This is a genomic window from Actinomadura sp. NPDC048394 (genome assembly GCF_040651755.1).
Classification (GTDB): Bacteria; Actinomycetota; Actinomycetes; order Streptosporangiales; family Streptosporangiaceae; genus Spirillospora; species Spirillospora montaniterrae.
This window is the reverse complement of sequence record NZ_JBEZJL010000071.1, coordinates 32,184-58,305: the sequence shown is the minus strand read 5'-3', so window position 1 is coordinate 58,305 and position 26,122 is coordinate 32,184. Positions and strand designations below refer to the sequence as shown.

The window sequence follows — 26,122 nt, the reverse complement described above, 5'->3', positions numbered from 1 at the left end:
CCGGTCCCGGACGTCCGGGACCGGCCACGACGCGTTCGAGCCCGATCAGGCCCGCGGGCTCAGGCGTCCACCTTCAGGTGGGACGGGAGCTCGCCGGTGCCCTTGGCCCACTGGTGGACCGCGGCCCGGGTGGCCACCAGCCGCGCGATCTCCACGCCGACGCCCACCACCACGGCCCAGCCGATCGCCTCCGACAGCGCCACGTCCGGCGACTCGGGGTTGGTCGGCGGCTCCTTGCCGGTGGTCTTCTTCCAGACGAGCGTGATCGCCTTCTTCGCGACGAAGCCGCCCGCGAAGGCCGCGGCGCCGGCCATCACGCGATAGCCGATGTCGCCCTTGTCCGCCATCATCGTCCTCCAGTCGTCCTGTCGCCTCCGACGCTACCGGAACGCCCCGCTCCGGGCGGGAAAGGCCGCCGCGTCGGCGCGGGCAAGTGGCATGCGGGCCGGGCGGATGTCAATACCATTGCCCCATGACAGAGCAGCCGCGTACGCCGAGCGTTCCTTCCAAGCCCTCCCTGGACGGCCTGGAGGACAGGTGGGTACGCGCCTGGGAGGACGCGGGCGTCTACCGCTTCGACCGCACCCGGCCGCGCGGCGAGGTCTACTCGATCGACACCCCGCCGCCCACCGTGAGCGGCTCCCTCCACGTCGGCCACGTCTTCTCCTACACCCACACCGACACCGTCGCCCGGTTCCACCGCATGCGCGGTCGCGCCGTCTTCTACCCGATGGGCTGGGACGATAACGGGCTGCCCACCGAGCGGCGCGTGCAGAACTACTTCGGCGTGCGGTGCGAGCCGTCGCTGCCGTACGACCCGGACTTCGAACCCCCGGCCAAGCCCGACCCGAAGAAGCAGGTCCCGGTGTCGCGGCGGAACTTCATCGAGCTGTGCGAGCGGCTCACCGAGGTCGACGAGAAGGCGTTCGAGGAGATGTGGCGCCGGGTCGGCCTGTCGGTCGACTGGAGCCACCTCTACTCCACCATCGGCGAGGCGTCCCGGACGGCCTCGCAGCGCGCGTTCCTGCGGAACCTCGCGCGCGGCGAGGCGTACGTGTCGGAGGCGCCGACGCTGTGGGACGTGACGTTCCGGACGGCCGTCGCGCAGGCCGAGCTGGAGGACCGCGAGCAGCCGGGCGCCTTCTACCGGATCCGGTTCCACGGCGACGAGCGGCCCGTGTACATCGAGACGACGCGCCCGGAGTTGCTGCCGGCGTGCGTGGCGCTGGTCGCGCACCCCGACGACGAGCGGTACCAGGAGCTGTTCGGGACGACGGTCCGGACGCCGCTGTTCGGGGTCGAGGTGCCGGTGCTCGGGCACCGGCTCGCGGAGCCCGACAAGGGCTCGGGCATCGCGATGATCTGCACGTTCGGCGACGTCACGGACGTCACGTGGTGGCGGGAGCTGAACCTGCCGACCCGCGCGGTGATCGGCTGGGACGGCCGGCTGTCGGCCGAGCCGCCGTCGGGCGTCCCGGCGGAGCCGTACGCGGAGCTGGCCGGCAAGACGGTGTTCTCCGCCAAGGAGCGCGTCGTCGAGATGCTGCGCGCGTCCGGTGACCTGGACGGCGAGCCCCGCAAGATCAGCCGTCCGGTGAAGTTCTACGAGAAGGGCAACAAGCCGCTCGAGATCGTCACGACGCGGCAGTGGTACATCCGCAACGGCGGGCGGGACGCGGCGACCCGCGCGGAGCTGCTCGCGCGCGGCGCGGAGCTGAACTGGCATCCGCCGTACATGCGGGCCCGCTACGAGAACTGGGTGGAGGGCCTCAACGGTGACTGGCTGATCTCCCGGCAGCGGTTCTTCGGCGTGCCGATCCCGGTCTGGTATCCGCTGGACGCGGCCGGCGAGCCGCGGTACGACGCGCCGATCGTCCCGGCGGAGGACGCGCTGCCCGTCGACCCGTCCTCGGACGTCCCGCCGGGCTTCGCCGAGGACCAGCGCGGCAAGCCGGACGGGTTCATCGGGGACCCGGACGTCATGGACACCTGGGCGACGTCGTCGCTGACGCCGCAGATCGCGGGCGGCTGGGAGCGCGACGCCGACCTGTTCTCCCGGGTGTTCCCCTACGACCTGCGGCCGCAGGCGCACGACATCATCCGGACGTGGCTGTTCTCGACGGTCGTCCGGTCGCATCTGGAGCACGGGTCGCTGCCGTGGACGGACACGGCGCTGTCGGGCTGGATCCTCGACCCGGACCGCAAGAAGATGTCGAAGTCCAAGGGGAACGTCGTCACCCCGATCGACCTGCTGCGCGAGTACGGGTCGGACGCCGTCCGGTACTGGGCGGCGAGCGGCCGTCCGGGCACCGACACCGCGTTCGACACCGGCCAGATCAAGGTCGGCCGGCGGCTCGCCATCAAGATCCTCAACGCGTCGAAGTTCGTGCTGGGTCTCGGCGAGGTGGAGCGGGACGCGGCGGTCACCGAGCCGCTGGACCGGGCGATGCTGGCGTCGCTGTCCGGCGTCGTCGAGGACGCGACGGAGGCGTTCGAGGGCTACGACTACACGCGGGCGCTGGAGCGCACGGAGCGGTTCTTCTGGGAGTTCTGCGACGACTACCTGGAGCTGGTGAAGGCGCGCGCGTACGGGGAGGGGCCGGAGGCGCAGTCGGCGCGCGCGGCGCTGCGGTCGGCGCTGTCGGTGCTGCTGCGGCTGTTCGCGCCCGTGCTGCCGTTCGTGACCGAGGAGGTCTGGTCCTGGTGGCGGAAGGGCTCGGTGCACGCCGCGTCCTGGCCGCTGCCGGCCGAGCTGCCCGCGGGCGGCGACCCGGCGGTGCTCGCCGCGACCGGTGAGGCGCTGCGGCAGGTCCGCAAGGCGAAGTCGGAGGCGAAGGCGTCGATGCGCGCGGACGTGGCGCGGGCCGTGGTGCGCGGCGCGGAGGCCGGCCGGGTCTCCCGTCCGGATCTGGCCGCCGCGGGCCGGATCGCCGAGCTGACGCTGGAGAGCGCGCCCGCGGACCTGACGGTTGAGGTGACGCTGGCGCCCGCCGGCTGACACCCACGGCGGCCCGGCCGTCCCGGCAGGTCAGCCGGGGCGGCCGCAGTCCGGGTCGGTGTGCCCGGCGGCCTTCAGCACCCCGCCGAGGACGCGGACGGCCAGGTCGCGGACGTCGTCGCGGCTCAGGTCGCCGCCCTCCAGCCAGGACGCGGTCGCGCCCTCGACGAACGACAGCCAGCCCTCCAGCGCGACGCGCAGCGCGGGTCGTGGTTCCGGCGTGCCGACCAGGCCGGTCGACATCGCGGCCAGCAGCCGCTTGCGCGAGGTGCGGTGCAGGGCGAGGACCTCGGCGTCCACGCCGACGCCGCCGCTGGTGACGGTCTGGAACGCGGAGCGGTGCGTGTCGGCCCACCAGAGGAAGCCGTCGAGGGTGCGGGCGAGCCGGTCGGCGGGGGAGTGCCCGTCGAACTCCTCGGCGAGCGCGTTCAGCGCCTGCGCGGCGGTGCCGATCACGGCGAGGAACAGGCCGCGCTTGTTGCCGAAGTAGTAGTAGATCAGGCCCTTGGCGACGCCGGCGGACGCGGCGATGTCGTCGATGGACAGCGCGTCGTAGGGGCGGTCGGCGAACAGCCGGGACGCGGCGTCGAGGATCGCGGCCCGTCGCGCGCCGCCGCCGTCCCGCGCGGCGTGCGGGCCGTCCGGCCGTGTCCCGGCGGTCATCGCGCCCCCTCTTGACTTTCGTTCAACCCGGTCATCATATTAGATCCCAAGTCTAATTGGGTGGTGGCGATGGACGTGAGGCCGCGCGGCGGGACCGCGGTGAGCACTGCGGCGACGAAGGACGCGCAGGTGAGGGACAGGCGCGTGAAGGCGGGCGGGGTGCGGCTGGCCGTCCGCGAACGGGGGCCGTGGACGGCCCCGGTGGTCGTGCTCGTGCACGGGTACCCCGACAGCCGGGTGGTCTGGGAGCCGGTCGCGGACCTGCTCGCCGAGGACTTCCACGTCGTGACCTACGACGTGCGCGGCGCGGGCGGCTCGTCCCGGCCGCGCCGCACTCGGGCCTACGCGATGGAGAACCTCGCCGCCGACCTGGCCGCGGTGATCGACGCCGTGTCGCCCGGACGGCCCGTCCACCTCGCCGGCCACGACTGGGGCTCGGTGCAGGGCTGGGGCGCGGTCACCGGCGGCCTCGCCGAGGGACGCGTCGCCTCGTTCACCTCGATCTCCGGGCCGTGCATCGAGCACTTCGGGCAGTGGGTGCGTGACCGGCTGCGCCGTCCGACGCCCCGGCACGTCCTGCAGCTGGCCGGGCAGTTCGCGCGCTCCTGGTACCTGATGCTCGGCGCCATACCCGGCGTCCCCCAACTCGCCTGGCGTCTCGGGGGCGCCAGGATCTTCCCGGTCGCGATCGAGCGGATGGAGGGCATCGAGGGCTGGCACGCCGACACGTTCCCGAAGGACGCGCTGTACGGCATGAAGCTGTACCGCGCCAACGCGGTCCGCTTCCTGCGTCCCGGATCCATGGCCACGACGGACGTCCCGGTGCAGGTCATCGCGCCGACGCGGGACGCGTTCGTCTCGCCGCACCAGTCCGCGGACCTCGCCCGGTACGTCGACCGGCTCTGGCGGCGGGAGATCCCGGTCGGCCACTGGGGCGCCGTCCGCAAGGACCCGGCGACGACCGCCGCGTGGATCGCCGAGTTCGCACGGCATGTCGAGGGCGGGCCCGAGTCGGCCGGGTTGCGGGCCGCGCGGGTGCCCGTCCAGGGCGAGGTCGTGGCGGCGGGGGAGTGAGGCCATGAGCGAGATCGACGAGCGGCACCCCGCCATCACCCCGCGCCGGGTGAGATTCGACTGGACGGGCACGCCGCTGCACTGGATCCCGGACGAGCCCGTCGCCACCCACTTCATCAACGTGCTGCACCTGCTCCTGCCCGCCGGCGAACGCTGGTTCGTCCACGTCTACAAGCAGACGCTGCCCCTCGTCGAGGACGACGAGCGCCTCTACCGCGAGGTCAAGGGGTTCATGGGCCAGGAGGCCGTGCACGCCTACTCCCACCAGGGCGTCCTCGACCGGCAGATGCTCGCGCAGGGCCTCGACCCGCGCCCGCTGACGGACCGGATCGAGTGGATGTTCAAGCGGATCCTCGGCGACCGCTGCCCCGTGCCGCTCGTGTCCCGGCGCCGCTGGCTGGTCTTCCGGATCGGGATCATCGCCGCGATCGAGCACTACACGGCCGCGCTCGGCCAGTGGATCCTGGACGCCCGCGCGCTCGACGACGCCGGCGCCGACCCGACGATGATGGACCTGCTGCGCTGGCACGGCGCCGAGGAGGTCGAGCACCGGTCCGTGGCGTTCGACGTGTACGAGCACGTCGCCGGACGGTACTGGCTGCGGTTCATCGCGTTCTTCATCGGCGTGCTCGCGATGCCGCTGATGGTCTATGTCGGCGCCGCGTACCTGTGCCGCGCCGACCCGGCGCTGAAGGGCGTCCGCCCGCGGGTCCGCGACTACCGGCGCGCGGTGCGGCGCGGGCTGTTCCCCAGCAACCGGTTCATGGTCGCCGCAGCGCGCGCCTACCTGCGGCGCGACTACCACCCGTCCGCCGAGTGCTCCACCCAGCGCGCCCTCGACTACCTGGCGGTCTCCCCGGCGGCACGCGCCGCGGGCTACGCGGCCCGGCCGGGGACGTGAGCCGCGGCGGGCCCGGACGCCGTAAATCCGCGCCACGCCGGCCGGGCCCGCCGCACCCCACCGTCCGGAGGGATCAGAGCGCGCAGGGCAGGTGCTTGATCCCGTTGATGAAACTGGAGAACAGCCGGTCGGGCTCCCCGGTCGCGCGGATCCCCGGGACGCGGGTGAACAGCTCCCGGTACATCACCGTGATCTCGCGGCGGGCGAGGTTCGCGCCGAGGCAGAAGTGCGGCCCGGGGCCGCCGAACCCGACGTGCGGGTTCGGCGAGCGGGTGATGTCGAACGCGTCCGGGTCCTCGAAGACCGTCTCGTCCCGGTTGGCGGAGTTGTAGAAGAGCAGGACCTTGTCGCCCGCCTTGTACTCGTGGCCGTTCATCACGTGGTCGCGGGTCAGCGTCCGGCGGAACTGGATGACCGGCGTCGCCAGCCGGACGATCTCCTCGACCGCGCCCGGGATGTGCGCGTCGAAGTCCTCCAGCAGCAGGGCGCGCTGCTCGGGGTTGTCGGTGAGCAGCTTCAGCCCGTGCGACATCGCGTTGCGGGTCGTCTCGTTGCCGGCGACGACGAGCAGGATGAAGAACGAGCCGATCTCCTGGTCGGTCAGCGACTCGCCGTCGACGTTCGCCGAGATCAGCGCCGACACGAGGTCGTCGCCGGGGTTCCGGCGGCGCTGCCGTGCCAGCTTCATCGCCAGGTGGTTCAGCTCGTACCCGGCCGCCAGCACCTTGAGCAGCCCGTACAGGGCGCCGAAGCGGGTGATGCCGTCGCGGGCGTAGTTCTTGCCGCCCATGTACTCGGGGTCGCCGAGGCCGAGGATCAGGTTCGTCCGGTCGTACACCATCGGCCGGACGCGCTCCGGGATGCCCATCATGTCGCAGATGACCTGGAGCGGGAGCCGCGCCGCGACGTCGGTGACGAAGTCGGTGGAGCCCTTGGCGATGAGGTCGTCGACGATCCGGGTCGCGCTGCGCTGGAGGTCGTCCTCCATCTTCTCCAGGACGCGCGGGGTGAACGCCCGCGACACGATCCGGCGGATCTTGGCGTGCCGCGGGTCGTCCATGTTGATCATCGAACCGAAGTAGCGGGCCAGGAATCGCGGCAGGTCCGCGATGCTGTTGGAGCACGGCTCGCTGCTGAAGATCTGCGGCGACCGGCTCGCCTCGACCACGTCCGCGTGCCGGGCGAGCGCGTAGAAGCCGGCGCCGGTCTTGACGAACGGCAGCTTCAGCTCCTGGAAGAACGCCGGATGGTCCAGCTCGCGCAGCCGGGCGAAGGCCGCCATCCGCCGCTCCGGAGGCAGCGCCCAGAACTCCAGCGTGGACAGGTTGCCGTCGATCCCGTCCCGTGCCGCGGTCGTCACGCCGCCCACCGCCCTCCGCCTCGCGTCCAGAATCAGGTTCGGTTTCTATCGAACCGGCGTCCAATGGCGCCGTCAAGGTGAACCGGCGATCCGGGCCCCGTTCTTCGGGCGGCCGGCGGTTCAGACGGCCGGTGCCACGATCCGCCTGTGCAGGACCGCGCGCTCCACCGCCGTCCACGTGCCGGACGCCAGCAGGTACAGCCCGGCGGCCAGCGGCACGAACGCGGCGAAGACCACCGTCCCGAACGGCGCCACGCGAGCCAGCGCGCCCGCCGCCCCGGCCGGAGCCGTCCGCGCGGCCCGCCGCGACGACCACACCGCCAGCGCCATGAGCAGCGCGAACAGGCCGAGGAACACCAGCGACGGCGGCGCGAACAGCCCGCCGCCGAGCAGCCCGACCCAGTTCTGCCCCAGCGGCGCGCCCAGCAACGTGTGCGCGAGCAGGACGTTCTGGTGCCCCGCTACCGTCGCCGACCGGAACAGCCGGTACATCACCATGAAGAACGGCCACTGCGCGAACATCGGCAGGCAGCCCTTCAGCGGCGTCGCGCCCTCCGCCTCGTACAGCGCGGCCGTCTCCCGCTGGAGCCGCTGCGGATTCTTCGCGTGCCTCTTCTGCAGGGCCTGGACCTTGGGCAACAGGCGCGCCCGGGCCCGCTCGCCCTTGGCCGCCGACACCGCGAGCGGCAGCATCGCCAGCCGGAGCAGGAGCGTGAACAGGATGATCGCGATGGCCGCCGCCGCCGGGCCGGCGACCGGGCCGATGCCGTCGGCCATGCCCTTGACCAGGGCGTACGCGAGCGAAACGGGGACGTCGAACAGGGACATGTGAGCCTTCCGGTCGGAGGGGGATCGATGGCGTGCCGGCCGCGCTCAGGCGGCCGCGTTCCCCGCTCCCGGTGCCCGCGGACGGGGGCGCCCCGCCGCGTCCGGATCGCGCTGCGGGAGGAAGGCGGTCCGCAGCGTTCGTTCCCGCAAGGTCGTCCGTACCCGTGCGAGTGCGGCCCGATGACTCGGAGCCGCCGCGCGCACACGCACCACGGCCAGGACCACCAGCCCCGCCACGGTGACCGTCGCCAGCGCCACCAGCACCGGCTGCCCCGGAGCCGTCCCCGCCCACTCGGCCACGGCGAGCCCACGCAGCAGCGCGGCGACCACCAGCGACCAGAACACGGACCGACCCTCCCGGCATTTGCGGACGATCCACAGTGTCCCACCGATTCCCGCCGGTACGCCATCGGCGCCCCGGTTCCGGCCCGGAACCGGGTAGGGTCGCGCGCGAAACCGGACGCGAGGGCGTTTCACATGCGGCCCGCCGCCCGCGGTCCCGGTATTGTCGTGTGGCTTCTCGGCGGGACCGCCGGAACGCTCCCGAACGCGAGGTGGACCCCGTTGGCCAAGGTCGATGTGCTGATCAAGCGGCTGGACCCCGAGCTGCCCCTGCCGCAGTACGCGCACGCGGGCGACGCCGGCGCCGATCTCGTCGCCGCCGCGGACGTCGAGCTGCCGCCGGGAGAGCGCGCCGTCGTGCCCACCGGCATGGCGATCGCGCTGCCCGACGGCTACGCCGCTTTCATTCACCCCAGGTCCGGTTTGGGCGCTAGGTTGGGGGTGACCATAGTCAACGCACCCGGTACGGTCGACGCCGGCTATCGGGGTGAGATCAAGGTGACCCTGCTGAACACCGACCGCCGCGCCACCGTGCGGCTGCGGCGCGGCGACCGGATCGCGCAGATGGTCGTGCAGCGGGTGGAGCAGGCTGTGTTCCACGAGGTCGCCGACCTTCCCGGATCGGCCCGCGGAACCGGCGGATTCGGCTCCACGGGCGGGTTCGGCGGGCCGGGGGCTCCCGGCCATGGGTGACACTGGTAACGAGCACAGTCGAGAAGGAGCGTGAGTCGTGGCTTTTGGACGTCGCCGGCAGGCCGAGGAGCCCGAGAAGGGTCCCGAGGCGACCGAGGAACCGGCGGAGGCCGTTGACGAGGCCGCCGAGGAGGCTCCCGCCAAGGCCGCGAAGGCCGAGGGCGGGCCCTGGGACTCCGAGGACTCCTTCCCCGAACTGCAGCGCCTGGACTTCGGCTCCATGCAGGTCCCGATCGCGCCCGGGCTCGGCTTCCAGGTGAACTTCGAGGCGACCCAGGTGGACGAGGAGGGCAACCCCCTCGACGGCCGGCCCGTCGCGGTGCTCGTCCAGTACGAGGAGAGCGCCATGCAGCTCCAGGTGTTCGCCGCGCCCAAGCGCAGCGGCATCTGGGACGACGTGCGCCGCGAGACCGCCAAGGACATCCAGGAGGAGGCGCAGGGCCAGACCCAGGAGGGCGAGGGGCCGTTCGGTCCCGAGCTGCTGGCGATGATCCCCGCCGCGCTGACCGAGGAGGTCCTCGCGGAGATGCCGCAGGAGGTCCGCGAGCAGATCCCGCAGGAGTTCGTCGACCAGGGCTGGGCGCCGCAGATCATCCGCTTCCTCGGCGTCGACGGCCCCCGCTGGTTCCTGCAGGCCGTGGTGCAGGGCGCCGCGATCGAGGACGAGGAGCAGTGGCAGGTCCTCGAGGACGTGCTGCGCGGCGTCGTCGTCGTCCGCGGCGACGCGCCGATGCCGCCCCGCGACCTGCTCGAGCTGCAGATCCCCAAGGAGTTCAGCGAGGCCGGGGAGAACGGCGAGGAGCAGGGCGGCGAGGAGACCTTCAACCCGTTCGAGCGCGGCCCCGAGATCACCGAGGTCCGCTGACCCGGGACCCCGCCACCACCGCCCGCCGGGCCGTGCGCCACTTTTCGGTCGCACGGCCGGCGGGTTTCCGCGTTCCGGGGGACACCGGTGCCCTTGCGTCCGGCGCCCGCCGGGTGGTCAATCGGGACATGTCGAAGAGAACGCGGAAGCGCAGGGCCCGCAAGCGGAGCAAGCACAACAAGGGCAAGCGGCCCAACGCCCGCCACTGAGCCACGCCCAGGCTTCGATCGCCTAGATCAGGCCTCGATCATCCCTGCTCAGGCTTCGATCATCCCGGTTCAGGCCTCGATCATCGCTGTTCAGGTTTCGATCATCTCGAAGGGCATGGCGTGCTCGACGCCCGCCGCCCGCCCGGTCGGCTCGACGATGCCGGTGAGGAACGCGGCGGCGTCGAAGCCCGCGCCGAGGTTGCCGAAGTACACCTCGTGCGCCAGCAGCGAGTCGATGCCGTCCTGGAGATGGCCGGTCACGTCCACGTAGTGCGCGGCCCGCGGCGACCCGCCGAACAGCGCGAACCGGACGCCCTGCCACGGCTCCAGCCCGAGGTCGCGGAACACCCAGCGGTTCGCCGCGTCCCGGATCGCGTCGGCGACCGCGAGGCCGAGCACCCGGTGGTCGGCCATGTTGAAGCCGCCGCCGGGGAAGGTCTCCCGGAAGTTCACCGACAGCACCACCTCGGGCCGGTGCCGCCGGATCGCCGCCGCGAGGAGCCGCCGCAGCGGCAGCCCGTACTCCAGCACGCCGTCCGGCAGGTCCAGGAACTCGACGTTCTCGACGCCGACCCGGCGGGCCGCCTCGATCTGCTCCAGGGTCCGGACGCGGCGCACCTCGTCGGGCTCCATGCCGTCGATCCCCGCCTCGCCGCGGGTCGCGAGCACCTGCGTCACGCGCTTGCCCTGCGACGTCCACTTCGCGACCGCGGTCGAGCCGCCGTACTCCAGGTCGTCGGGGTGCGCGACGATCGCCAGCGCTCTGTCCCAGTCCTCCGGTACCGGTTCCATGATCCCATCCTGGCGGAACGGCGGCCGGCGCCGAAGCTCCTAAGATCGCCGCCATGACATCGGTGCCGGAATCCGTCCGTCTCGCGGGCCTCCTCGACGCCGGGATCGCGGCCGGCGCGCCGGCGGTGCCGCCCGAGCCGGAGGGGCCGGACGGGTCGCCCGAGGCGGCGCTCGCGCTGGCGCGCCTGCACCTGCGCGGGCACGTCCGGACCTGGCCGGACCGGCGGTCCGCCGGGCTGCCCGCGGCGGTCCGCGTCGCGTGGCTGAGCGCCGAGATCGCCGCGGGCCGTGTGGACGTCCGCGACGAACCGGCGGGCGAGCCGCTCTACCAGGCCGTGCGGGCCCTCCACGCCGCCGACGCGGACGACCCCGGGGCGCTCGTCCGCGACCTCGCCGGACGGCCCGACGCCGTGCTGCGCGGTGAGGCCGTGCGGATCGCGCGGGAGGCGCTGCACGCGGCGTTGCTGCCGCCCCGCGCCGTCCGGGAGATCCTGGCGGAGCTCGCCGGTGATGTCCCCGCCGCGCTGAGCGAGCTGGCCGAACCGTGGGCGGCGCTCGACCCGCTGCCGCACGAGCGGGTGCGCCGCCTTCTCGGCACCGGGCGGGACGCCGCGGCGATCGAGGTCGCGGCCCGGCACGGGCACCGGGACCTCCTCCGCGACGTCGCCGCTGACGCGTCCAGGGCTCCCATGGTGCGGCGGCGGGCGCTCGAACTGCTCGGCGACCTCGCGGGCCGCGGCGACATCGGCGACCTGCTCGGCGTCGCCGCCGGGGACCCGCCGTTGCTCGCCGGGCCCGCCGCCGCGTGCCTGCGCGGCCTGCACCGGCGCGGCCACTTCCCCGCGCCGCACCACGTCCCCGCGATCGTGCGGCTCGCCCTCGCTGACCACGGCGTTCCCGCGGACGAGATCGCGGTGGTCCTCTTCTCCTGCCGGCACGAGGCGCTGCGGGAACTGGCCCGCCCCGGGCCGGACACCGGTTCGTGGCCCCGCCGCCTCGCCCTGCTCGTCGCGCTCGACGCGCAGGGCGTCCCCGGGCTGGGCGTGGCCGGTGCGGTCGCCCGCCTCGCGCGCGACGCCGCCGACCCGCGGCCGTTCCTGCGCGCGCTCCGCGAACTGCGGGATCCTGCGGCGGAGGAGACCGTCCTCGCGCTGCTGCCGGACGCGCCCCGGGAGGCGCTCGACGCCCTCGAAGCCGTCGGCGGCCCCCGGACGGCCGCCGCACTCTGGACCGGGCTCGGCCTGGACGGCTCCGATCCGGACCGGACCGACGTCGCCCCGCACCTGTCCGCGTTCCGGCACCGCGCGCTGGAACTCCTCTGGCACCTCGACCGCGACCCGGAACGGCGCCGGACGCTGCTCGACCGCCTCGACCCCCGCGACCTGCCGCGCCGCGTCGCCGACGACCTCGGCGGCCCCGACCCGCGCGAGCTGGCGGTCCTGCGCGCGGCCCCGGACCCGGGCGATCCCGCCGGGGCGCTCGGCCGGCTCGCCCGCAACGGCGACGCCACCACCCTGCCCGCGGTCGCCGACCTGCTGCTGCGCGTCGTGTCCGGCCTGGCCGGGGCGTGGACGCCCGGCGGGCCGGGTGCCGAGCCGGCCGTGCCGGACGAGGTCCTGGACGCCGTCCGCGACCTCGGCGCGCGGCTCTTCCGGCGGGGTGCGATCCGGCCGCGCTGCCTGCTGGACGCCGCCGACCCGTCCGCCGCCGGGAACGCCGTGCTCGCGAGCACCGTCCTCGACCTCCTCGACCGCCCCGGGCTCGTCCCGGCCGAGCAGGCGGTCCTGCTGACCGTCCTGCGCGGCGCCCCGTACCGGCGGACGAGGGCGCGCGTCCACCCGCTGCTCCGGCACCGCGACGGGCACGTCCGGGCACGCGCCGCCGCGCTCTTCGGCACGGACGCGGAGGGCGCCCGGGTGCTGTCGGCGAGCCTGATCCCGCTCACCTCGGCGGACGATCCGGCGACCGTCCGGCAGGCGCTGCGCGCCCTGGCCGAGGCCCGCGCGACCTGGGCGGCGCCGGCGGTCGCCGCGTGCCTCGACCACCCCGACATGAGCGTCAAGAAGACCGCGGCGGCGGCCCTCGCGGCGGCGGGCGCGCCGGCCGCCGTCCCGAAGGCGCTGTTCTGGCTGGGGCACCACGGCAACACCGGCCTGCGCGAGGACCTGGTCACGGCGCTGCGCGCCGTCCTCGGCGAAGCGTCCGGCGCCGTCGTCCTCGCGGCGGCGGACCAGGCCGGCGACGACCGCACCCGCGCTCTCCTCCGCGCCGCGCTGCCCGCGCTCGTCCCCGGCGTCCCGGCGGCCGACGACGTCCGGGGACTCGCGGAACACGGCTGGGACGCCGAGACCGCGCGCCGCATCCTTGATGAGCAGGGGCACCGCGCTGCGGTTCTCACGCCGCTGCGTCCGCTGCTGCCTCGCTGGCTCGACCTCGCCGCATCGGACCCGCGCGCGCTGCACCTCGCCGCTCGCATGTGCGCCCCGCCGCGGACGCCGTTGGAACTCGAGCTCTTCGCGCGATCCGCGACGCTCCTCGTCGAGGAACTGGTCGCCGACGAGGCGCGCCACGGCAGCCCACTCCTCGCAATAGCGAAGGAGGCGGTGCCCCGGCTCGGCGCGGGGGAGAGGTTCCAGGTCGCCGAGCGGGTGCGGGCGCTGCCGCCGAGCACCGTGGCGATCACCCTGCTCGGCCTGTGCGGCGCGGTCGTCACCCGCGACGATCTCGAACGCGCGCTGGCCGCCGCGCGGCAGGACCCCGACCCGGCGGCGCGCGAGGAGGCCATCCTGCGGGAGGCGTTCGCACAGGACGCGGCGGACCCCGCGACCGCGCTGCACGAGACGATCCGGGACGCGGTCCGCGAGCCGGAGGAACTGCGGCGGCTCCGTGACGGACTCCGCGACGGCCCGTCCCGCGAGGTGCTGGACGCGCTGATCCGGGTCTTCCCGGACGCCCCCGGCGATGCACGGCCGCTCCTGCTCGACTGGATGGAGGCGGTGCAGCCGCTGGGCGCCCCGCCGTGGATGCTGGCCGAGATCCGCGACGAGCCCGAGGCGAGGACGCCGCGCACCGGCGACCTCGATCAGCCGCCGTCCGTGGCGCAACGCCGCCGCCTGATGGCGATGCTCGACGCCGGTCCGGCCGAGCAGCGGGCGAAGGCGGCCCGCGCGCTCCTCGCCCGTCCCGAACCCGAGGGGCGCCTCGCCGTCCTCCGCGCGTTCCTCGACGGCCGGGCCGGGCTGACCGCCACCTGCTACCTGGCGCGCGTTCTGCTGGAGGCGCCCGAGGTGCCGGACGGCGACCGGTTCGTCCAGCTGGCGGGCCATCTCTACGGGGCCGACCTCGACCGGTTCGTCCCCGCGCTCGTGTCGCGCTGGGCGGACGGGGACGCCGCCGCCGGCCGCGTGCTGCGGCAGGCGTCCGCCGACGCCGTCGCCGCGGAGATCGCCGAGCGCCCGGCGGACGGTGCGTGGGGCCTGCTCGACGTCGTCGCCGGCCGCCCGCTGACCCGGACCGCGGCGCTCGACCGGGCGCGGCGGCGCCTCCGCGAGGAGGGACGCGACGACCTCGCGGAACGGCTCGTCCTGGTGGACGGCCCGCTCCGGGCGCCCGGAGCCGCCGGACGCGACGCGGCCGCCCTGGCGGCGATGCGCGAGCACGAGCCGCCCGCCGCGAGCGAGCCGTCGTCGGCGCTGCTGTTCCGGCAGGCGCGGGCCGGCGGCGCGAAGGAGGTGCGCCGCGCGCTCGCGCTCCTCGCCGACCGCCGCGCGGACGGGCTGGAGGACCTGCTCGCCGAGCTGATCGGCCACCGCGAGACGAAGGTGCGGCTGCACGCGCACCGCGTGTCGCGCAGGGTGCTGAGCCGTGCCGCGTACCTGGACCAGACCGTGCGGCTGCTCGACGACCCCGAACCCGACGTCGTCCGCTCGGCGGTCGGGACGCTGAGCCACGCCGCCTGGACGCCCGCGATCCCGGGGCTGGTCGGCCTGCTCGCCCACCCGCGCGCCAAGGTCCGGCAGGCCGCGTCCGACGGGCTCGTCCGGTTCGGCGCGGCGGCGGTCCCGGCGCTGCGGCACGCCGCGGGGCGCGCCCGTCCCGACCACCGGTCCCGGTACACGGGCCCGTTGGCCGAGATCGACGGTTCGGGAGCATGATGGACCGGGGGCATCGAGGGGAGGGCGACCGGCGTTGAACATCTACCTGGGCGTCCTGCTGATCGCGGCGGGCGTGCTGCTCGTGGTGGTCGGCAGGATGACCGCCGACGGCCGCATCCCGCGCAACCAGTTCGCCGGGATCCGCACCAAGCAGAGCATGGCCGACGACGAGGCGTGGCTGACCGTGCACCGCGCCGCCCGCCCGTGGATGATCGGCGCGGGCGCCGCTCTGGTCGTCGCGGGCGCGGTCGCGCTGGCGGTCCCGTCGCAGCTCGTGGGGTCGGCGGCGGCTGGGGCCGGCGCGATCCTGACCGCGGTCCTGGCGCTGCGGGGCACCGCCGCCGGGCACGCCGCGCTGCGCCGCAGGTAGCGCGCCGCCCGGTGCGGTGGCGCCGGCCGAAGGTGGGGTTTTGCCTACCCCGATCGGCGTGCTGGACCCATCCTCCGCCGCCTCCGCCGTCCGTAGCTTCATTTCCGGAGGCGCTCCACGAGGGGGCGCCGGGCGGAGAGGTGAAGGCGATGTTCGGACACAAGGCGCGCCCGGCGGGGACGGCCCCGTCCCCCGGCGAGGCGCTCCGGCTCGAGGACGTCCGGAAGGTGTACGGCGCGGAGGACAACCGGGTGGTCGCGCTCGACGGCGTCTCGCTGTCGCTGCCGGCCGGGTCGTTCACCGCGGTGATGGGCCCGTCCGGGTCGGGCAAGAGCACGCTGCTGCAGTGCGCGGCGGGCCTCGACCGGCCGAGCGCCGGGCGGGTCCTGGTGGACGGCGCCGAGCTGTCCGGCGACGGCGAGGCCGCGCTGACGAAGTTCCGCCGGCAGCGGATCGGGTTCGTGTTCCAGCAGTTCAACCTGCTGCCGACCCTGACCGTCATGCAGAACGTGACGCTGCCGCTGAAGCTCGCGGGGCGGCGCGTCGACAAGGCCCGCGCCCGGGAGATCCTCGCCCGGGTCGGGCTCGGCGACCGGCTCGCGCACCTGCCGGCGGAGCTGTCGGGCGGGCAGCAGCAGCGCGTCGCGATCGCGCGGGCACTGGTGACCGAGCCGCGGATCCTGTTCGGCGACGAGCCGACCGGCGCGCTCGACAGCCGCAGCGCCCGCGACGTCCTCGGACTGCTGCAGGAGGCCGTCCGCGTGTACGGGCGGACGGTGGTGATGGTGACGCACGACCCGGTCGCCGCCGCGCACGCCGACGCGGTGCTGTTCCTCGCGGACGGGCGGATCGTCGGCTACCAGACCGCGCCGACCGCCGAGGCCGTCGCCGAGCGGATGACGCACCTCGCCGACGAGGTCGAGCGGCAGCGGACGTCCGGTCACGTCCAGGCGGGGGTGTGAGATGGTCGCGCTGGCACTGCGGTCCCTGCGCAAGCGCGCGGGCGCGTTCACGGCGAGCTTCCTGTCGATGTTCCTCGGTTCGGCGATCATCATGGCGTTCGCCTCGATGTTCGACACGGCCGAGGCGAGCGGGGCGACCGGGCAGGCCCGGTCCACCCTCGTCACGATGGCGATGGTGGTCGGCGGCTGGGGGCTGCTGCTGGTCGTCTTCGCGGTCACCTCCACGCTGACCCTGTCGGTCCGGCAGCGCGCGGCGGAGATGGCGCTGCTGAAGAGCGTCGGCGCCACGCCGGCGCAGCTCACCCGGATGATCGCCGGCGAGGCGGCGGCCCTCGCCGTGCTCGCGGCCCTGCTCGGCGCCGTCCCCGGCGCGCTCGGCGGGCGGGCGCTCCTCGCGCTGCTGCACGGCACCCACCAGGTCCCCGGGGACGTGTCGTACGCGTTCGGGACGTTCGCGCTCGGCACCGGCGTCGGGGTGACGTTCGCCTCCGCGACGATCGCCGCGCTGATCACCGCGCGCCGCGCCGCCCGCGTCCGGGTCACCGAGTCGCTGATGGCGGCGGCCGCCGAGCCGGGCCGGCTCGGCCGCCGGCGGGCGATCTTCGCCGGGGTGTTCCTGTTCCTCGCGGTGGACGAGGCGGTCGTGACGATGACGATGATGCGCGGCAAGGGCACCGACGCCATGGCGGCGTCCGGGCAGGCCGACATCTTCGCCGCGATCGGGCTGGCGCTGCTCGCCCCGGTGATCGTCCGGCGGGCGACGGCGCTGCTGGCCGGGCCGGTGCGCGCGTTCGGCGTCGCCGGCGACCTCGCGGTGACGAACCTGCGCCGCCGGACCGCCGCGATGGCGTCCGCGGTGACCCCGATCATCCTGTTCACCGGCATCGCGGTCGGGACGCTGTTCCTGCAGGCCACCGAGAACGCGGAGACGGTCCGGTCGGGCGTCGCCGCGACCGCCGACCAGAAGGGGATCGCGACGCTGAACCTGGTGGTCATCGGGATGGTGGTGCTGTTCGCCGCGATCATGCTGGTGAACACGCTGGTGGCGGCGACCGCGCACCGGCGCCGCGAGTTCGGCCAGGCCCGGCTGGCGGGCGCGACCCCGGCCCAGGTGCTCGGCACGGTGGCGCTGGAGTCGGCGGTGCTGACGGTCGTCGGCGTCGGCTGCGGGACGTTCGCGTCGCTCTTCACGATCATCCCGTTCGACGTGGCCCGCAAGGGCTCGGTCGCCCCGGACGGGAGCGCGTGGATCTACGTCGGGGTCGTCGCCCTCGCGGCCGCCCTGACCGGGCTCACGGCCCTCGGCGCCGCCCGCCGGGCGGTCCGGGTCCCCGCGGTCGAGGCGGTCACCGCCTGACCGGCCGCCCGGAGCGGGACTCCGGCCGGCTCCGCCCGCGGTGCGGTGCGCTCGTCGCGAGCGCGCCGCACCGCGGGCGGTTGCGGTCCGGGGGACCGGCGCGCATACTGGGTGAGCACTCACTCATTTGGAGGCGGGGATGGACGGAACGGCCGGTGCGGTCCGCGGCGGGTCCCTCCTGGCGGACGCCGCGCGAGCGGTCCCGGGAATCTGGACGGACGGGCGGCGCGTCGAGCGCCTCTGCTACGCCGTCGGCGCGCTGCTGATCCTCAGCGGCCTGCTCCACCTGCTGGTGTTCGCCGTGGACGGCGGCCCGTGGACCGGGCCCGTCTCCTGGCGCAAGCCCGTCACGTTCGGGCTGTCGTTCGGGCTGACGCTGATCACCATCGCCTGGGCGGGCTCGTTCCTCGACCTCGGCGAACGGACCCGGCGCGTCCTGCTCGGGGTGTTCGCGGCCGACTGTGTCGCCGAGGTCGCCCTGATCACCCTCCAGGCCTGGCGGAAGGTCCCGTCCCACTTCAACATGGAGACGTCCTTCGACACGGCCGTCACCCGGATGCTCGCGGCCGGCGGCGCCATCCTGGTGATCACGCTCGTCACGCTGACCGCCGCCGCGTTCCGCGCGAACCCCGGCACCGCCCCGAGCATGCGGCTCGCGCTCCGCGCCGGGTTCGCCGCGCTGATGGTCGCGCTCGCGTCCGGCGCCGCGATGATCGCCAGGGGCGTCGCGGAGGCGCAGACCGGCCACCAGCAGGCCGCCTACCACGTCGCCGTCGCCCTCAAGCCCGCGCACTTCGTCACGATGCACGCCGTCCTCGTGCTCCCGGCCCTCGCCTGGCTGCTGACCTTCACCGGACGCCCCGAGCCGCGCCGCGTCCGGACCGTCGCGCTCGCCACCGCCGGCTACGGCGCCGCGGCCGCCGCCGTCGTGATCGTCTCCGCCGTCCGGTTCGCCGCCGGCTGAGACGGGCCGCACAACCGGCAGGCCGACGGGTCCGATTCACACCGGGATGCCATACGCTTCCACTTATGGACGAGGTTTCGGCCCGCACCACCCCGGAGACCGACCCGGCCCCGCCGGAACGGGGCAAGGGCGGCCTGCGGCGCTTCCTGCGGCGGATGGCGTCGAGCAAGGCCGAGCTCGAAGCCGAGGAGCTGCAGAAGACCAGCGGTGACGAGGGCGCCACCCCCATCACCGCATGTTCCGCGCGCAAGCGGCACTGCGTGGCGGGTACGCTGCGTACGGTGACCCTCCGGCCCCGGGGCGGCGCCCCCGCGCTGGAGGCCGAGCTCTACGACGGCACCGACGTGATCAACCTGGTCTGGCTCGGCCGGCGGCGCATCGCCGGCATCGACCCGGGCCGCCGGCTGCGCGCCGAGGGGCTGGTCAGCGTGCAGGACGGGCGCAAGGTCATGTTCAACCCGCGGTACGAGCTGCGCGGCGGTTCCTGATCCCGCCCCGCGCGCGGGCAGGGGACCGTCCCCGCGGCGATACGGCCTGGAGTGCGATGTGAGCGAACGGGAAGCGACAGAGACGGCGGCCGCCGCCGGCGCCACCGCGGCGGCGCCCGGCGACCCCGCGCCCGGCGATCCCGCGCCCGGGCGCACCGGCGCCGGTGACGCCCACGACACCGTCGAGGCCGCCGTGCGGGCCCAGCTCAGCAAGGCGCTCGGCGGCGTCCGCGGCATGGTCGAGGCCGCCGTCCCCACCATCGGCTTCACCGCGACCTACGTCGCGTCCAAGGACATCAAGCTCTCCGTCGGCGTCGGGATCGGCGCGGCGGTGGTGCTGCTCGTGCTGCGGATCGCGCAGCGCACCAGCGTCCAGTTCGTGCTGAACAGCCTCGTCGGCATCGCGATCGCGGCGTTCTTCGCGCTGCGCTCCGGCAAGGCCGAGGACGCGTTCCTGCCCGGCATCATGCTGAACGCCGGCTACGCCGCCGCGATGATCTTCTCGATCGCGGTGCGCTGGCCGATCGTCGGCTTCATCATCGGCTCCGTCACCGGCGACCCGACCGCCTGGCGGTCCGACCCGGGCATCGTGAAGCTGTGCTCGCGGCTGACCTGGCTGCTGGTGCTGCCGTGCGCGCTGCGGGTCGCCGTCCAGTACCCGATCTACCTCGCGTCCGGCGACCAGAGCGGGCTGCTCGGCCCCGCCAAGATCGTGATGGGCTGGCCGCTGCAGGTCGCCGCGCTCGCCACCATGGTGTGGCTGCTCGCCCGCGGCCGCACCCCGCTCCCCGCCGGCGACGACGACGGCGAGCCCGGGCACGCCTGACCGAGCCTCGGCGGTGCGGGGACGGGCCGCCCGGCCCGCCCCCGCACGCCGCGCTTACCGGCCGCCGAGCAACTCGGCGAGCTCGTCCTCCACGTCCTGGCTGGCGACGAACATCAGCTCGTCGCCCGGTTCGAGGGTGTCGTCCGGCGTCGGCACCAGCACCCGGCCCTCGCGCAGGATCGCCACCAGCGCCGTGTCGCGCGGCCAGCTCACCGACCCGACCCGCTCGCCGCCGAGCGGCGCGTTGTCCGGCAGCGTCAGCTCCACCAGGTTCGCCTCGCCCTGCCGGAACGTCATCAGCCGGACCAGGTCGCCGACGCTGACGGCCTCCTCCACCAGCGCCGACAGCAGCCGCGGCGTGGACACCGCGACGTCCACCCCCCACGACTCGTTGAACAGCCACTCGTTGTTCGGATGGTTGATCCGCGCCACCACCCGCGGCACCCCGTACTCGGTCTTCGCGAGCAGCGACACCACCAGGTTGACCTTGTCGTCGCCGGACGAGGCCACCACCACCTGGCAGCGCTCCAGCGCCGCGTCGTCCAGCGCGGAGATCTCGCACGCGTCGGCCAGCAGCCACTCCGCGCGCGGCACCATCTCCACCTTGATGGCCTTCGGGCTCTTGTCGATCAGGAGCACCTCGTGGCCGTTCTCCAGCAGCTCCTGGGCGATGGAGCGGCCCACCGCGCCGGCCCCGGCGATCGCGACCCGCATCAGGCGCCCTCCTCGTTCCGCGCCGCGACGGCGGCGTTGATCCGCTCGACCTCGTCGGCGCGCGCGATGATGTGCACGATGTCGCCGTCCTGGATCACCGTGTTGCGCTCCGGGACGAGCGCCTCGCCCATCCGGGACAGGAACGCCACCCGGCAGTCCGCGTGCTCCTCCAGCGCGCCGACCTTCTCGCCGACCCACAGGTGCCCGGAGTCCAGCTCCGCGAGCAGCACCGCGCCGGTCGGGTCGCGCCACAGCGGCTCCGCGCCCTCGGGCAGCAGCCGGCGCAGGATCTGGTCGGCCGTCCAGCGGACCGTCGCGACCGTGGGGATGCCGAGCCGCTGGTACACCTCGGCGCGCCGGGGGTCGTAGATCCGGGCCACCACGTTGTCGACGCCGAACGTCTCGCGGGCCACCCGCGCCGAGATGATGTTGGAGTTGTCGCCGCTGCTGACGGCCACGAACGCGTCCGCGTTCTCGATGCCCGCCTCGACGATCACATCGCGGTCGAACCCGAACCCGGTGATGCGCCGGCCCTTGAAGCCGCTGCGCAGCCGGCGGAACGCCTCCGGGCTCTGGTCGATGATGGCCACGGTATGGCCCTTGTCCTCGAGGATGTGGGCGAGCGTCGACCCGACCCGCCCGCACCCCATGATCACGATATGCACGGCCGTTCCTTCTTCCGTCCAGGGGGACGTCCCCCCTGTACCCCCCGCGCCGTGCACGGCATCCGCCGCCGGTCCGCCGACGCCGTGCTGCACCCGAGGATCGCTTTCCTGAATGATCCCTGCCGGGCTGCAAAACTACACATCCGCCCAGGCGAGCACTACCCGGCCGCCCAGAAGGCGGGGCCGGGGAGGCGCATCTGGCGGACGGGCTAGGCTCTCCTTCCGTGTCAAAGGTTCCGGACCTTGCGAAGCGGCTCATCCTGGGCCGCGCCCTCAGCAGCGCCCAGCAGCACGAACAGCTGCTGAAGAAGAGGGTCGCGTTGCCGATCTTCGCCAGCGACGCCCTGTCCTCCGTGGCGTACGCCCCCCAGGAGATCCTGCTCGCGCTCGCCGCCGCGGGTCTCGTGACCTACCACTACACCCCCTGGGTCGCCGCGGCCGTGGTGGTGATCCTGCTCACCGTCGTCGCGTCGTACCGGCAGAACGTCCGCGCCTACCAGAGCGGCGGCGGCGACTTCGAGGTCGCCACCACCAACCTCGGCGGGAACTGGGGCGTGGTCGTCGCCAGCGCCCTGCTCGTCGACTACGTCATGACCGTCGCGGTGTCGGTGTCGTCCGGGGTGGAGAACCTCGGCGCGCTGCTGAAGTTCATGCAGCCGCACGAGGTGGCCGTCGCCATCGGCATCGTCGTGCTGCTCACCATCGGCAACCTGCGCGGCCTCAAGGAGGCCGGGGTCGCCTTCGCGGTCCCGACCTACCTGTTCATGTTCTCCATCGTCGCCATGCTGCTGTGGGGGATCGGCCGGCTGGTGCTGGGCACGCACCTGGACGCGGAGACCGCGCACTACCAGATCCACGGGGACGAGACCGGCGTCGCCGGGTTCGCGCTGGTGTTCCTGCTGCTCAGAGCCTTCTCGTCCGGCTGTGCGGCGCTGACCGGCGTCGAGGCGATCAGCAACGGCGTGCCCGCGTTCCGCAAGCCCAAGGGCGAGAACGCCGCCAAGACGCTGCTGATGCTCGGGATCGTCGCGATGACGATGTTCGGCGGGGTCACCGCGTTCGCCTACATCACGCACGCCAAGTTCGCCTCGCCCGACCAGGGCAGCCACCTGATCAACCCGGCCACCGGCAAGGAGGTCACCGACGCCGACCCGGTGATCGCGCAGGTCGCGCACACCGTGTTCAGCAACTTCGAGGTCGGGTTCGGGCTGGTCACCACGATGACCGCGCTGATCCTGTTCCTCGCCGCGAACACCGCCTTCAACGGGTTCCCGGTGCTGGCGTCCGTGCTCGCGCAGAACCGCTACCTGCCCCGGCAGCTGCACACCCGCGGCGACCGCCTCGCGTTCAGCAACGGCATCATCATCCTCGCCACCATGGCCGGGCTGCTGATCTACGCCTACGACGCGTCCGTCAGCCGGCTGATCCCGCTGTACACCGTCGGCGTGTTCGTCTCGTTCACCGTCAGCCAGGTCGGCATGGTCCGGCACTGGAACCGGCTCCTGGCCACCGAGACCGACCCGGCGCAGCGGCGGCGGATGCGGACCTCCCGCGCGATCAACGCGTTCGGCGCCACGCTCACCGGCATCGTCCTCGTCGTCGTCCTGCTGACCAAGTTCCTGCTCGGCGCCTACATCGTCTGCATCGCGATGCCGCTGCTGTTCCTGCTGATGCGGGCGATCCGGCGGCACTACGACCGGGTCGCCGAGGAGCTGGTGCCGTCCGGCGAGGACGTGGCGCTGCCCGCCCGCAACCACGCCATCGTCCTGGTCTCCAAGATCCACAAGCCGACGCTGCGGGCGCTGGCGTACGCCCGCGCGACCCGCCCGTCCTCGCTGGAGGCCGTCACGGTCGCGGTGGACGCCGAGGAGTCCGCCCGGCTCCAGCAGGAGTGGGACGCCCTGGACATCCCCGTCCCGCTGAAGATCCTCGACTCCCCGTACCGGGAGATCACCCGGCCCGTCCTCGCCTACGTCAAGAGCGTCCGGCGCCGCAGCCCCCGCGACGTCGTCACCGTCTTCATCCCCGAGTACGTCGTCGGGCACTGGTGGGAGCAGCTGCTGCACAACCAGAGCGCGCTGCGGCTGAAGGGCCGGCTGCTGTTCCAGCCCGGCGTCATGGTCACCAGCGTCGCCTGGCAGCTGCACTCCTCCGACCGGCTGAAGGGCCGGGTGGAGCCGCCCGGGCCGGGCTCGTCCCGGCGGCCGCCGCGGGTCGAAGCGCGCCCGTCCGGAGGTAGTGTTTCCGACCGTGAGTGAAACCGACGGAGCCGGCCCGGGGGGCACGTCCCCCTCGCGAGCCACCGGCTCGGAGACCGATGTTCCCGAGATCCTCGAACTGGAGATCGGCAACGTCGCCAACGGCGGGTTCTGCGTCGCCCGGCACGAGGGCCGCGTGGTGTTCGTCCGGCACGCGCTGCCCGGCGAGCGGGTGCGGGCCCGGGTCACCGACCGCACCAAGAACTTCCTGCGCGCCGACGCCGTGGAGGTCATCGAGGCGTCCCCGGACCGGGTCGAGCCGCCCTGCCCGTTCGCCGGCCCGGGCCGCTGCGGCGGCTGCGACTGGCAGCACGCGTCGCTGCCCGCGCAGCGCGCCCTCAAGGCCGCCGTCGTCGAGGAGCAGCTGAGCCGGCTCGCCGGGATCACCCGCACGGTCGTCGTCGAGGAGGTCCCCTACCCCGTCGACGGCGACGTGGTGCCGCCGCCGGGCCTCGGCTGGCGCACCCGCGTCCAGTTCTCCGTGGACGGCGGCGCCGTCGGCCTGCGCAAGCACCGCTCGCACGACATCGAGCCGGTCGACGAGTGCCTGATCGCGCACCCGGGCGTCGAGCTGATGGGCATCGAGCGCAAGCGCTGGCCCGGCGCGTCCGGCGTCGAGGGCATCGTGTCCGCCACCACCGGCGACCGGCTCGTGGTGCTGCGCGGCCGGGACCGCCGCAAGATCCGCGTGCCCCGGCTGGACGTGCCCGTCCGGCTCGTGCGCGGCAAGCCCGAGCCGGGATCGAACCCGCCGTACGTCCGCGAGAGCGTCTCCGGCCGGATGTTCCAGGTCAGCGGCAGCGGGTTCTGGCAGGTCCACCCGGGCGCCGCGCAGCTGCTCGCCGACGCCGTCGTGGACGCGCTGGAGCCCAAGCCGGGCGACATCGCCCTCGACCTGTACTGTGGCGTCGGCCTGTTCGCCGGCGTCCTCGCCGACCGGATCGGCTCCGACGGCCTCGTCGTCGGCGTCGAGTCCGACGGGCAGGCCGTCCGGGACGCCCGGTTCAACCTGCGCGACCTGAAGAACGTGTCGATCGAGCGGGGCCCCGTCGAGGAGATCATCGCCGACCTGGAGTTCGGCCGCGCCTCCGGCGGCTCGCGCACGCAGAACAAGCGCGGCGGCGGCCACCACCGGGGCGAGCGCGTCCGCCGCGCGGACGTCGTCGTCCTCGACCCGCCCCGCACCGGCGCGGGCCGCGACGTCGTCGAGCACATCACCCGGCTCGCCGGACGCAAGATCGCCTACGTGTCCTGCGACCCCGCGACGCTGGCCCGCGACCTCGGCTACTTCGGCGAGCGCGGCTGGACGCTGGAGACCCTGCGCGCCTTCGACGCCTTCCCCATGACCCAGCACGTGGAGTGCCTCGCGACGCTGGTCAGGGGCTGACCGGCCGCCCCCGGGGCAGGCGGCGGTCCGAAAACCGGTTGCGGGCGCTGGTTACCGTGGGCGCATGACCGATCTGGAGATCAGGGACGTCCCCGAGGCCGATCTTGACGGGATGATCGACTTCTCCGGGCTGGTGTTCCACCAGCGCATCCGCGAGCGCGACCTGGAACGCTGGCGCTGGATGATGCGGCGCGCCGAGCGCGTCGGCGCCTGGTCCGGCGGCGTCCGGGCGGGGCAGCTCGCCGCGCTGCCGATGCGGCTGGCCGTCCCCGGCGGGACCGTCGCCTGCTCCGCGATCACCGCGGTCGGGGTGCTGCCGACGCACCGCCGCCGCGGCGTGCTGTCGGCGATGATCGAGCGGATGCACGCCGACGCGGCCGCCGCGGGCCGTCCCGTCGCGGCGCTGTGGGCGTCCGAGGGCGCGATCTACGGCCGGTACGGCTTCGGCCTCGCGGACCGGGCCGTGGAGCTGGAGGTCGACACCTCCCGCCCGCTCGCCCTGCGCACCGAGCCCGACCCGCGGCCGCTGCGGCTGGTCGATCCTGGGGAGGCGCCCGGCGTCCTCGGCCCGATCCACGAGGCCGCCCTGGCCCGCCGTCCGGGCGGCCTGGTGCGCGACGCCGAGTGGTGGGCGCGCAACGTCCTGCCCGAGGAGGAGCTGAGCGACGAGCAGCTCACCGAGCCGCGCGTCGTCGTCCACCCCGAGGGCTACGCGATCTACCGGACGGGCCACGGCACCGTCCGGCTGGAGGACCTCGTCGCGGCGGACGCCCGGGTCGAGGCGGCGCTCTGGCAGTACCTCGCCGGCATCGACCTGACCTCGCGGATCAAGGCGCCGACCCGGCCGGTGGACGACCTGCTGCCGCACATGGCCGCGGACCCCGACCAGGTCAGGGTGACCGGCGAGTACGGCGCGCTGTGGCTGCGGCTCGTCGACGTCCCCGCCGCGCTCCGCGCCCGGTCGTGGGCGGCCGGCGACGCGTTCGTGCTGGACGTCGCGGACGCCCGGATCCCCGCCAACCACGGCCGGTGGCGGCTGACGACCGGGTCCGCGCCCGGCTGCGAGCCCACGGCCGATGCCCCGGACCTGTCGCTGAGCGTCGCCGACCTCGGCGCCGTCTACCTCGGCGGCGCGACCCTCGCCACGCTGGTGCGCATCGGCGCGGTCACCGAGCACACCCCGGGCGCCGCCGCGCGCCTGGACGCCGCCCTCGCCGTCCCGCTGGCCCCCTACACCAACGACGATTTCTGA

23 protein-coding genes are annotated in these 26,122 nt (G+C 74.2%); 15 read left to right on the top strand and 8 right to left on the bottom strand.

Going from position 1 to position 26,122, the window contains the following annotated elements; genetic code table 11:
• Positions 1–59: 59 nt before the first annotated feature.
• Entirely contained in the window at positions 60–347 is a 288-nt protein-coding gene (locus AB0C78_RS38465) for a DUF4235 domain-containing protein (protein WP_151543419.1), read from the bottom strand.
• 125 nt (positions 348–472) lie between these two features.
• On the opposite strand from AB0C78_RS38465, the gene valS reads away from it, so the two are divergent.
• Complete coding sequence (gene valS, locus AB0C78_RS38460) at positions 473–2,998, top strand: valine--tRNA ligase (protein ID WP_360758067.1); 2,526 nt, start codon at positions 473–475, stop codon at positions 2,996–2,998.
• Positions 2,999–3,028: 30 nt separating this feature from the next.
• On the opposite strand, the gene AB0C78_RS38455 is transcribed toward valS, so the two are convergent.
• Positions 3,029–3,661 carry a TetR/AcrR family transcriptional regulator gene (locus AB0C78_RS38455; RefSeq protein WP_360758064.1) on the bottom strand — a complete coding sequence of 211 codons (633 nt, stop codon included), beginning with the start codon at positions 3,659–3,661 and terminating at the stop codon, positions 3,029–3,031.
• Between the two features lie 129 nt (positions 3,662–3,790).
• Between AB0C78_RS38455 and AB0C78_RS38450 the strand changes: the two genes are divergently transcribed.
• Together AB0C78_RS38450 and AB0C78_RS38445 are read left to right on the top strand one after the other, a co-directional pair.
• Positions 3,791–4,735 carry an alpha/beta fold hydrolase gene (locus AB0C78_RS38450; RefSeq protein ID WP_360758061.1) on the top strand — a complete coding sequence of 315 codons (945 nt, stop codon included), beginning with the start codon at positions 3,791–3,793 and terminating at the stop codon, positions 4,733–4,735.
• A 4-nt stretch (positions 4,736–4,739) separates the two neighbouring features.
• A complete protein-coding gene (locus AB0C78_RS38445) occupies positions 4,740–5,636 on the top strand; it encodes a metal-dependent hydrolase (protein ID WP_360758058.1) in 897 nt (298 codons plus the stop codon).
• 73 nt (positions 5,637–5,709) lie between these two features.
• Here the strand turns inward: AB0C78_RS38445 and AB0C78_RS38440 are convergent, their stop codons facing one another.
• From AB0C78_RS38440 to AB0C78_RS38430, 3 genes are all read right to left on the bottom strand, one after another.
• Positions 5,710–6,996: a cytochrome P450 gene (locus AB0C78_RS38440; protein WP_360758055.1), complete on the bottom strand. Its 1,287-nt coding sequence runs from the start codon at positions 6,994–6,996 to the stop codon at positions 5,710–5,712.
• Positions 6,997–7,116: 120 nt separating this feature from the next.
• Positions 7,117–7,824, bottom strand: a complete 708-nt coding sequence (gene yidC / locus AB0C78_RS38435) for a membrane protein insertase YidC (protein ID WP_360758052.1) — start codon at positions 7,822–7,824, stop codon at positions 7,117–7,119.
• Between the two features lie 45 nt (positions 7,825–7,869).
• A complete protein-coding gene (locus tag AB0C78_RS38430; RefSeq protein ID WP_360758049.1) occupies positions 7,870–8,169 on the bottom strand; it encodes a DUF6412 domain-containing protein in 300 nt (99 codons plus the stop codon).
• Between the two features lie 219 nt (positions 8,170–8,388).
• On the opposite strand from AB0C78_RS38430, the gene dut reads away from it, so the two are divergent.
• Together dut and AB0C78_RS38420 are read left to right on the top strand one after the other, a co-directional pair.
• Positions 8,389–8,859 carry a dUTP diphosphatase gene (gene dut, locus AB0C78_RS38425; RefSeq protein WP_360758046.1) on the top strand — a complete coding sequence of 157 codons (471 nt, stop codon included), beginning with the start codon at positions 8,389–8,391 and terminating at the stop codon, positions 8,857–8,859.
• A 37-nt stretch (positions 8,860–8,896) separates the two neighbouring features.
• Positions 8,897–9,724: a DUF3710 domain-containing protein gene (locus AB0C78_RS38420; RefSeq protein WP_360758043.1), complete on the top strand. Its 828-nt coding sequence runs from the start codon at positions 8,897–8,899 to the stop codon at positions 9,722–9,724.
• A 299-nt stretch (positions 9,725–10,023) separates the two neighbouring features.
• On the opposite strand, the gene AB0C78_RS38415 is transcribed toward AB0C78_RS38420, so the two are convergent.
• The gene (locus AB0C78_RS38415) at positions 10,024–10,725 is read right to left on the bottom strand and encodes a PIG-L family deacetylase (protein WP_360758040.1); all 702 of its coding nucleotides are present in this window, start codon (positions 10,723–10,725) and stop codon (positions 10,024–10,026) included.
• Between the two features lie 53 nt (positions 10,726–10,778).
• Here AB0C78_RS38415 and AB0C78_RS38410 point away from each other — a divergent pair, with 53 nt between their 5' ends.
• From AB0C78_RS38410 to AB0C78_RS38380, 7 genes are all read left to right on the top strand, one after another.
• Positions 10,779–14,879 carry a hypothetical protein gene (locus AB0C78_RS38410; RefSeq protein ID WP_360758037.1) on the top strand — a complete coding sequence of 1,367 codons (4,101 nt, stop codon included), beginning with the start codon at positions 10,779–10,781 and terminating at the stop codon, positions 14,877–14,879.
• A 34-nt stretch (positions 14,880–14,913) separates the two neighbouring features.
• On the top strand, positions 14,914–15,249 hold the full coding sequence (locus tag AB0C78_RS38405; RefSeq protein ID WP_360758035.1) for an SdpI family protein: 336 nt from the start codon (positions 14,914–14,916) through the stop codon (positions 15,247–15,249).
• A 149-nt stretch (positions 15,250–15,398) separates the two neighbouring features.
• Positions 15,399–16,211: an ABC transporter ATP-binding protein gene (locus AB0C78_RS38400; RefSeq protein WP_360758032.1), complete on the top strand. Its 813-nt coding sequence runs from the start codon at positions 15,399–15,401 to the stop codon at positions 16,209–16,211.
• Between the two features lies 1 nt (position 16,212).
• Positions 16,213–17,568, top strand: a complete 1,356-nt coding sequence (locus AB0C78_RS38395; RefSeq protein WP_360758029.1) for an FtsX-like permease family protein — start codon at positions 16,213–16,215, stop codon at positions 17,566–17,568.
• A 139-nt stretch (positions 17,569–17,707) separates the two neighbouring features.
• Entirely contained in the window at positions 17,708–18,532 is an 825-nt protein-coding gene (locus AB0C78_RS38390) for a hypothetical protein (protein ID WP_360758026.1), read from the top strand.
• A 155-nt stretch (positions 18,533–18,687) separates the two neighbouring features.
• Positions 18,688–19,020: an OB-fold nucleic acid binding domain-containing protein gene (locus tag AB0C78_RS38385; RefSeq protein ID WP_225992034.1), complete on the top strand. Its 333-nt coding sequence runs from the start codon at positions 18,688–18,690 to the stop codon at positions 19,018–19,020.
• A gap of 193 nt (positions 19,021–19,213) precedes the next feature.
• The gene (locus AB0C78_RS38380; protein ID WP_360758072.1) at positions 19,214–19,846 is read left to right on the top strand and encodes a DUF3159 domain-containing protein; all 633 of its coding nucleotides are present in this window, start codon (positions 19,214–19,216) and stop codon (positions 19,844–19,846) included.
• A gap of 54 nt (positions 19,847–19,900) precedes the next feature.
• Here the strand turns inward: AB0C78_RS38380 and AB0C78_RS38375 are convergent, their stop codons facing one another.
• A complete protein-coding gene (locus tag AB0C78_RS38375) occupies positions 19,901–20,560 on the bottom strand; it encodes a TrkA family potassium uptake protein (protein WP_151545913.1) in 660 nt (219 codons plus the stop codon).
• Entirely contained in the window at positions 20,560–21,225 is a 666-nt protein-coding gene (locus AB0C78_RS38370) for a TrkA family potassium uptake protein (protein WP_151545914.1), read from the bottom strand. Before AB0C78_RS38370 ends, AB0C78_RS38375 begins: the two co-directional genes overlap by 1 nt.
• 224 nt (positions 21,226–21,449) lie before the next feature.
• Here AB0C78_RS38370 and AB0C78_RS38365 point away from each other — a divergent pair, with 224 nt between their 5' ends.
• The 3 genes from AB0C78_RS38365 to AB0C78_RS38355 all read left to right on the top strand — a co-directional run bounded on the left by AB0C78_RS38365 (position 21,450) and on the right by AB0C78_RS38355 (position 26,122).
• The gene (locus AB0C78_RS38365) at positions 21,450–23,483 is read left to right on the top strand and encodes an APC family permease (protein WP_360758023.1); all 2,034 of its coding nucleotides are present in this window, start codon (positions 21,450–21,452) and stop codon (positions 23,481–23,483) included.
• 70 nt (positions 23,484–23,553) lie between these two features.
• Positions 23,554–24,870: a class I SAM-dependent RNA methyltransferase gene (locus tag AB0C78_RS38360; protein ID WP_360758070.1), complete on the top strand. Its 1,317-nt coding sequence runs from the start codon at positions 23,554–23,556 to the stop codon at positions 24,868–24,870.
• Between the two features lie 64 nt (positions 24,871–24,934).
• Positions 24,935–26,122 carry a GNAT family N-acetyltransferase gene (locus AB0C78_RS38355; RefSeq protein ID WP_360758021.1) on the top strand — a complete coding sequence of 396 codons (1,188 nt, stop codon included), beginning with the start codon at positions 24,935–24,937 and terminating at the stop codon, positions 26,120–26,122.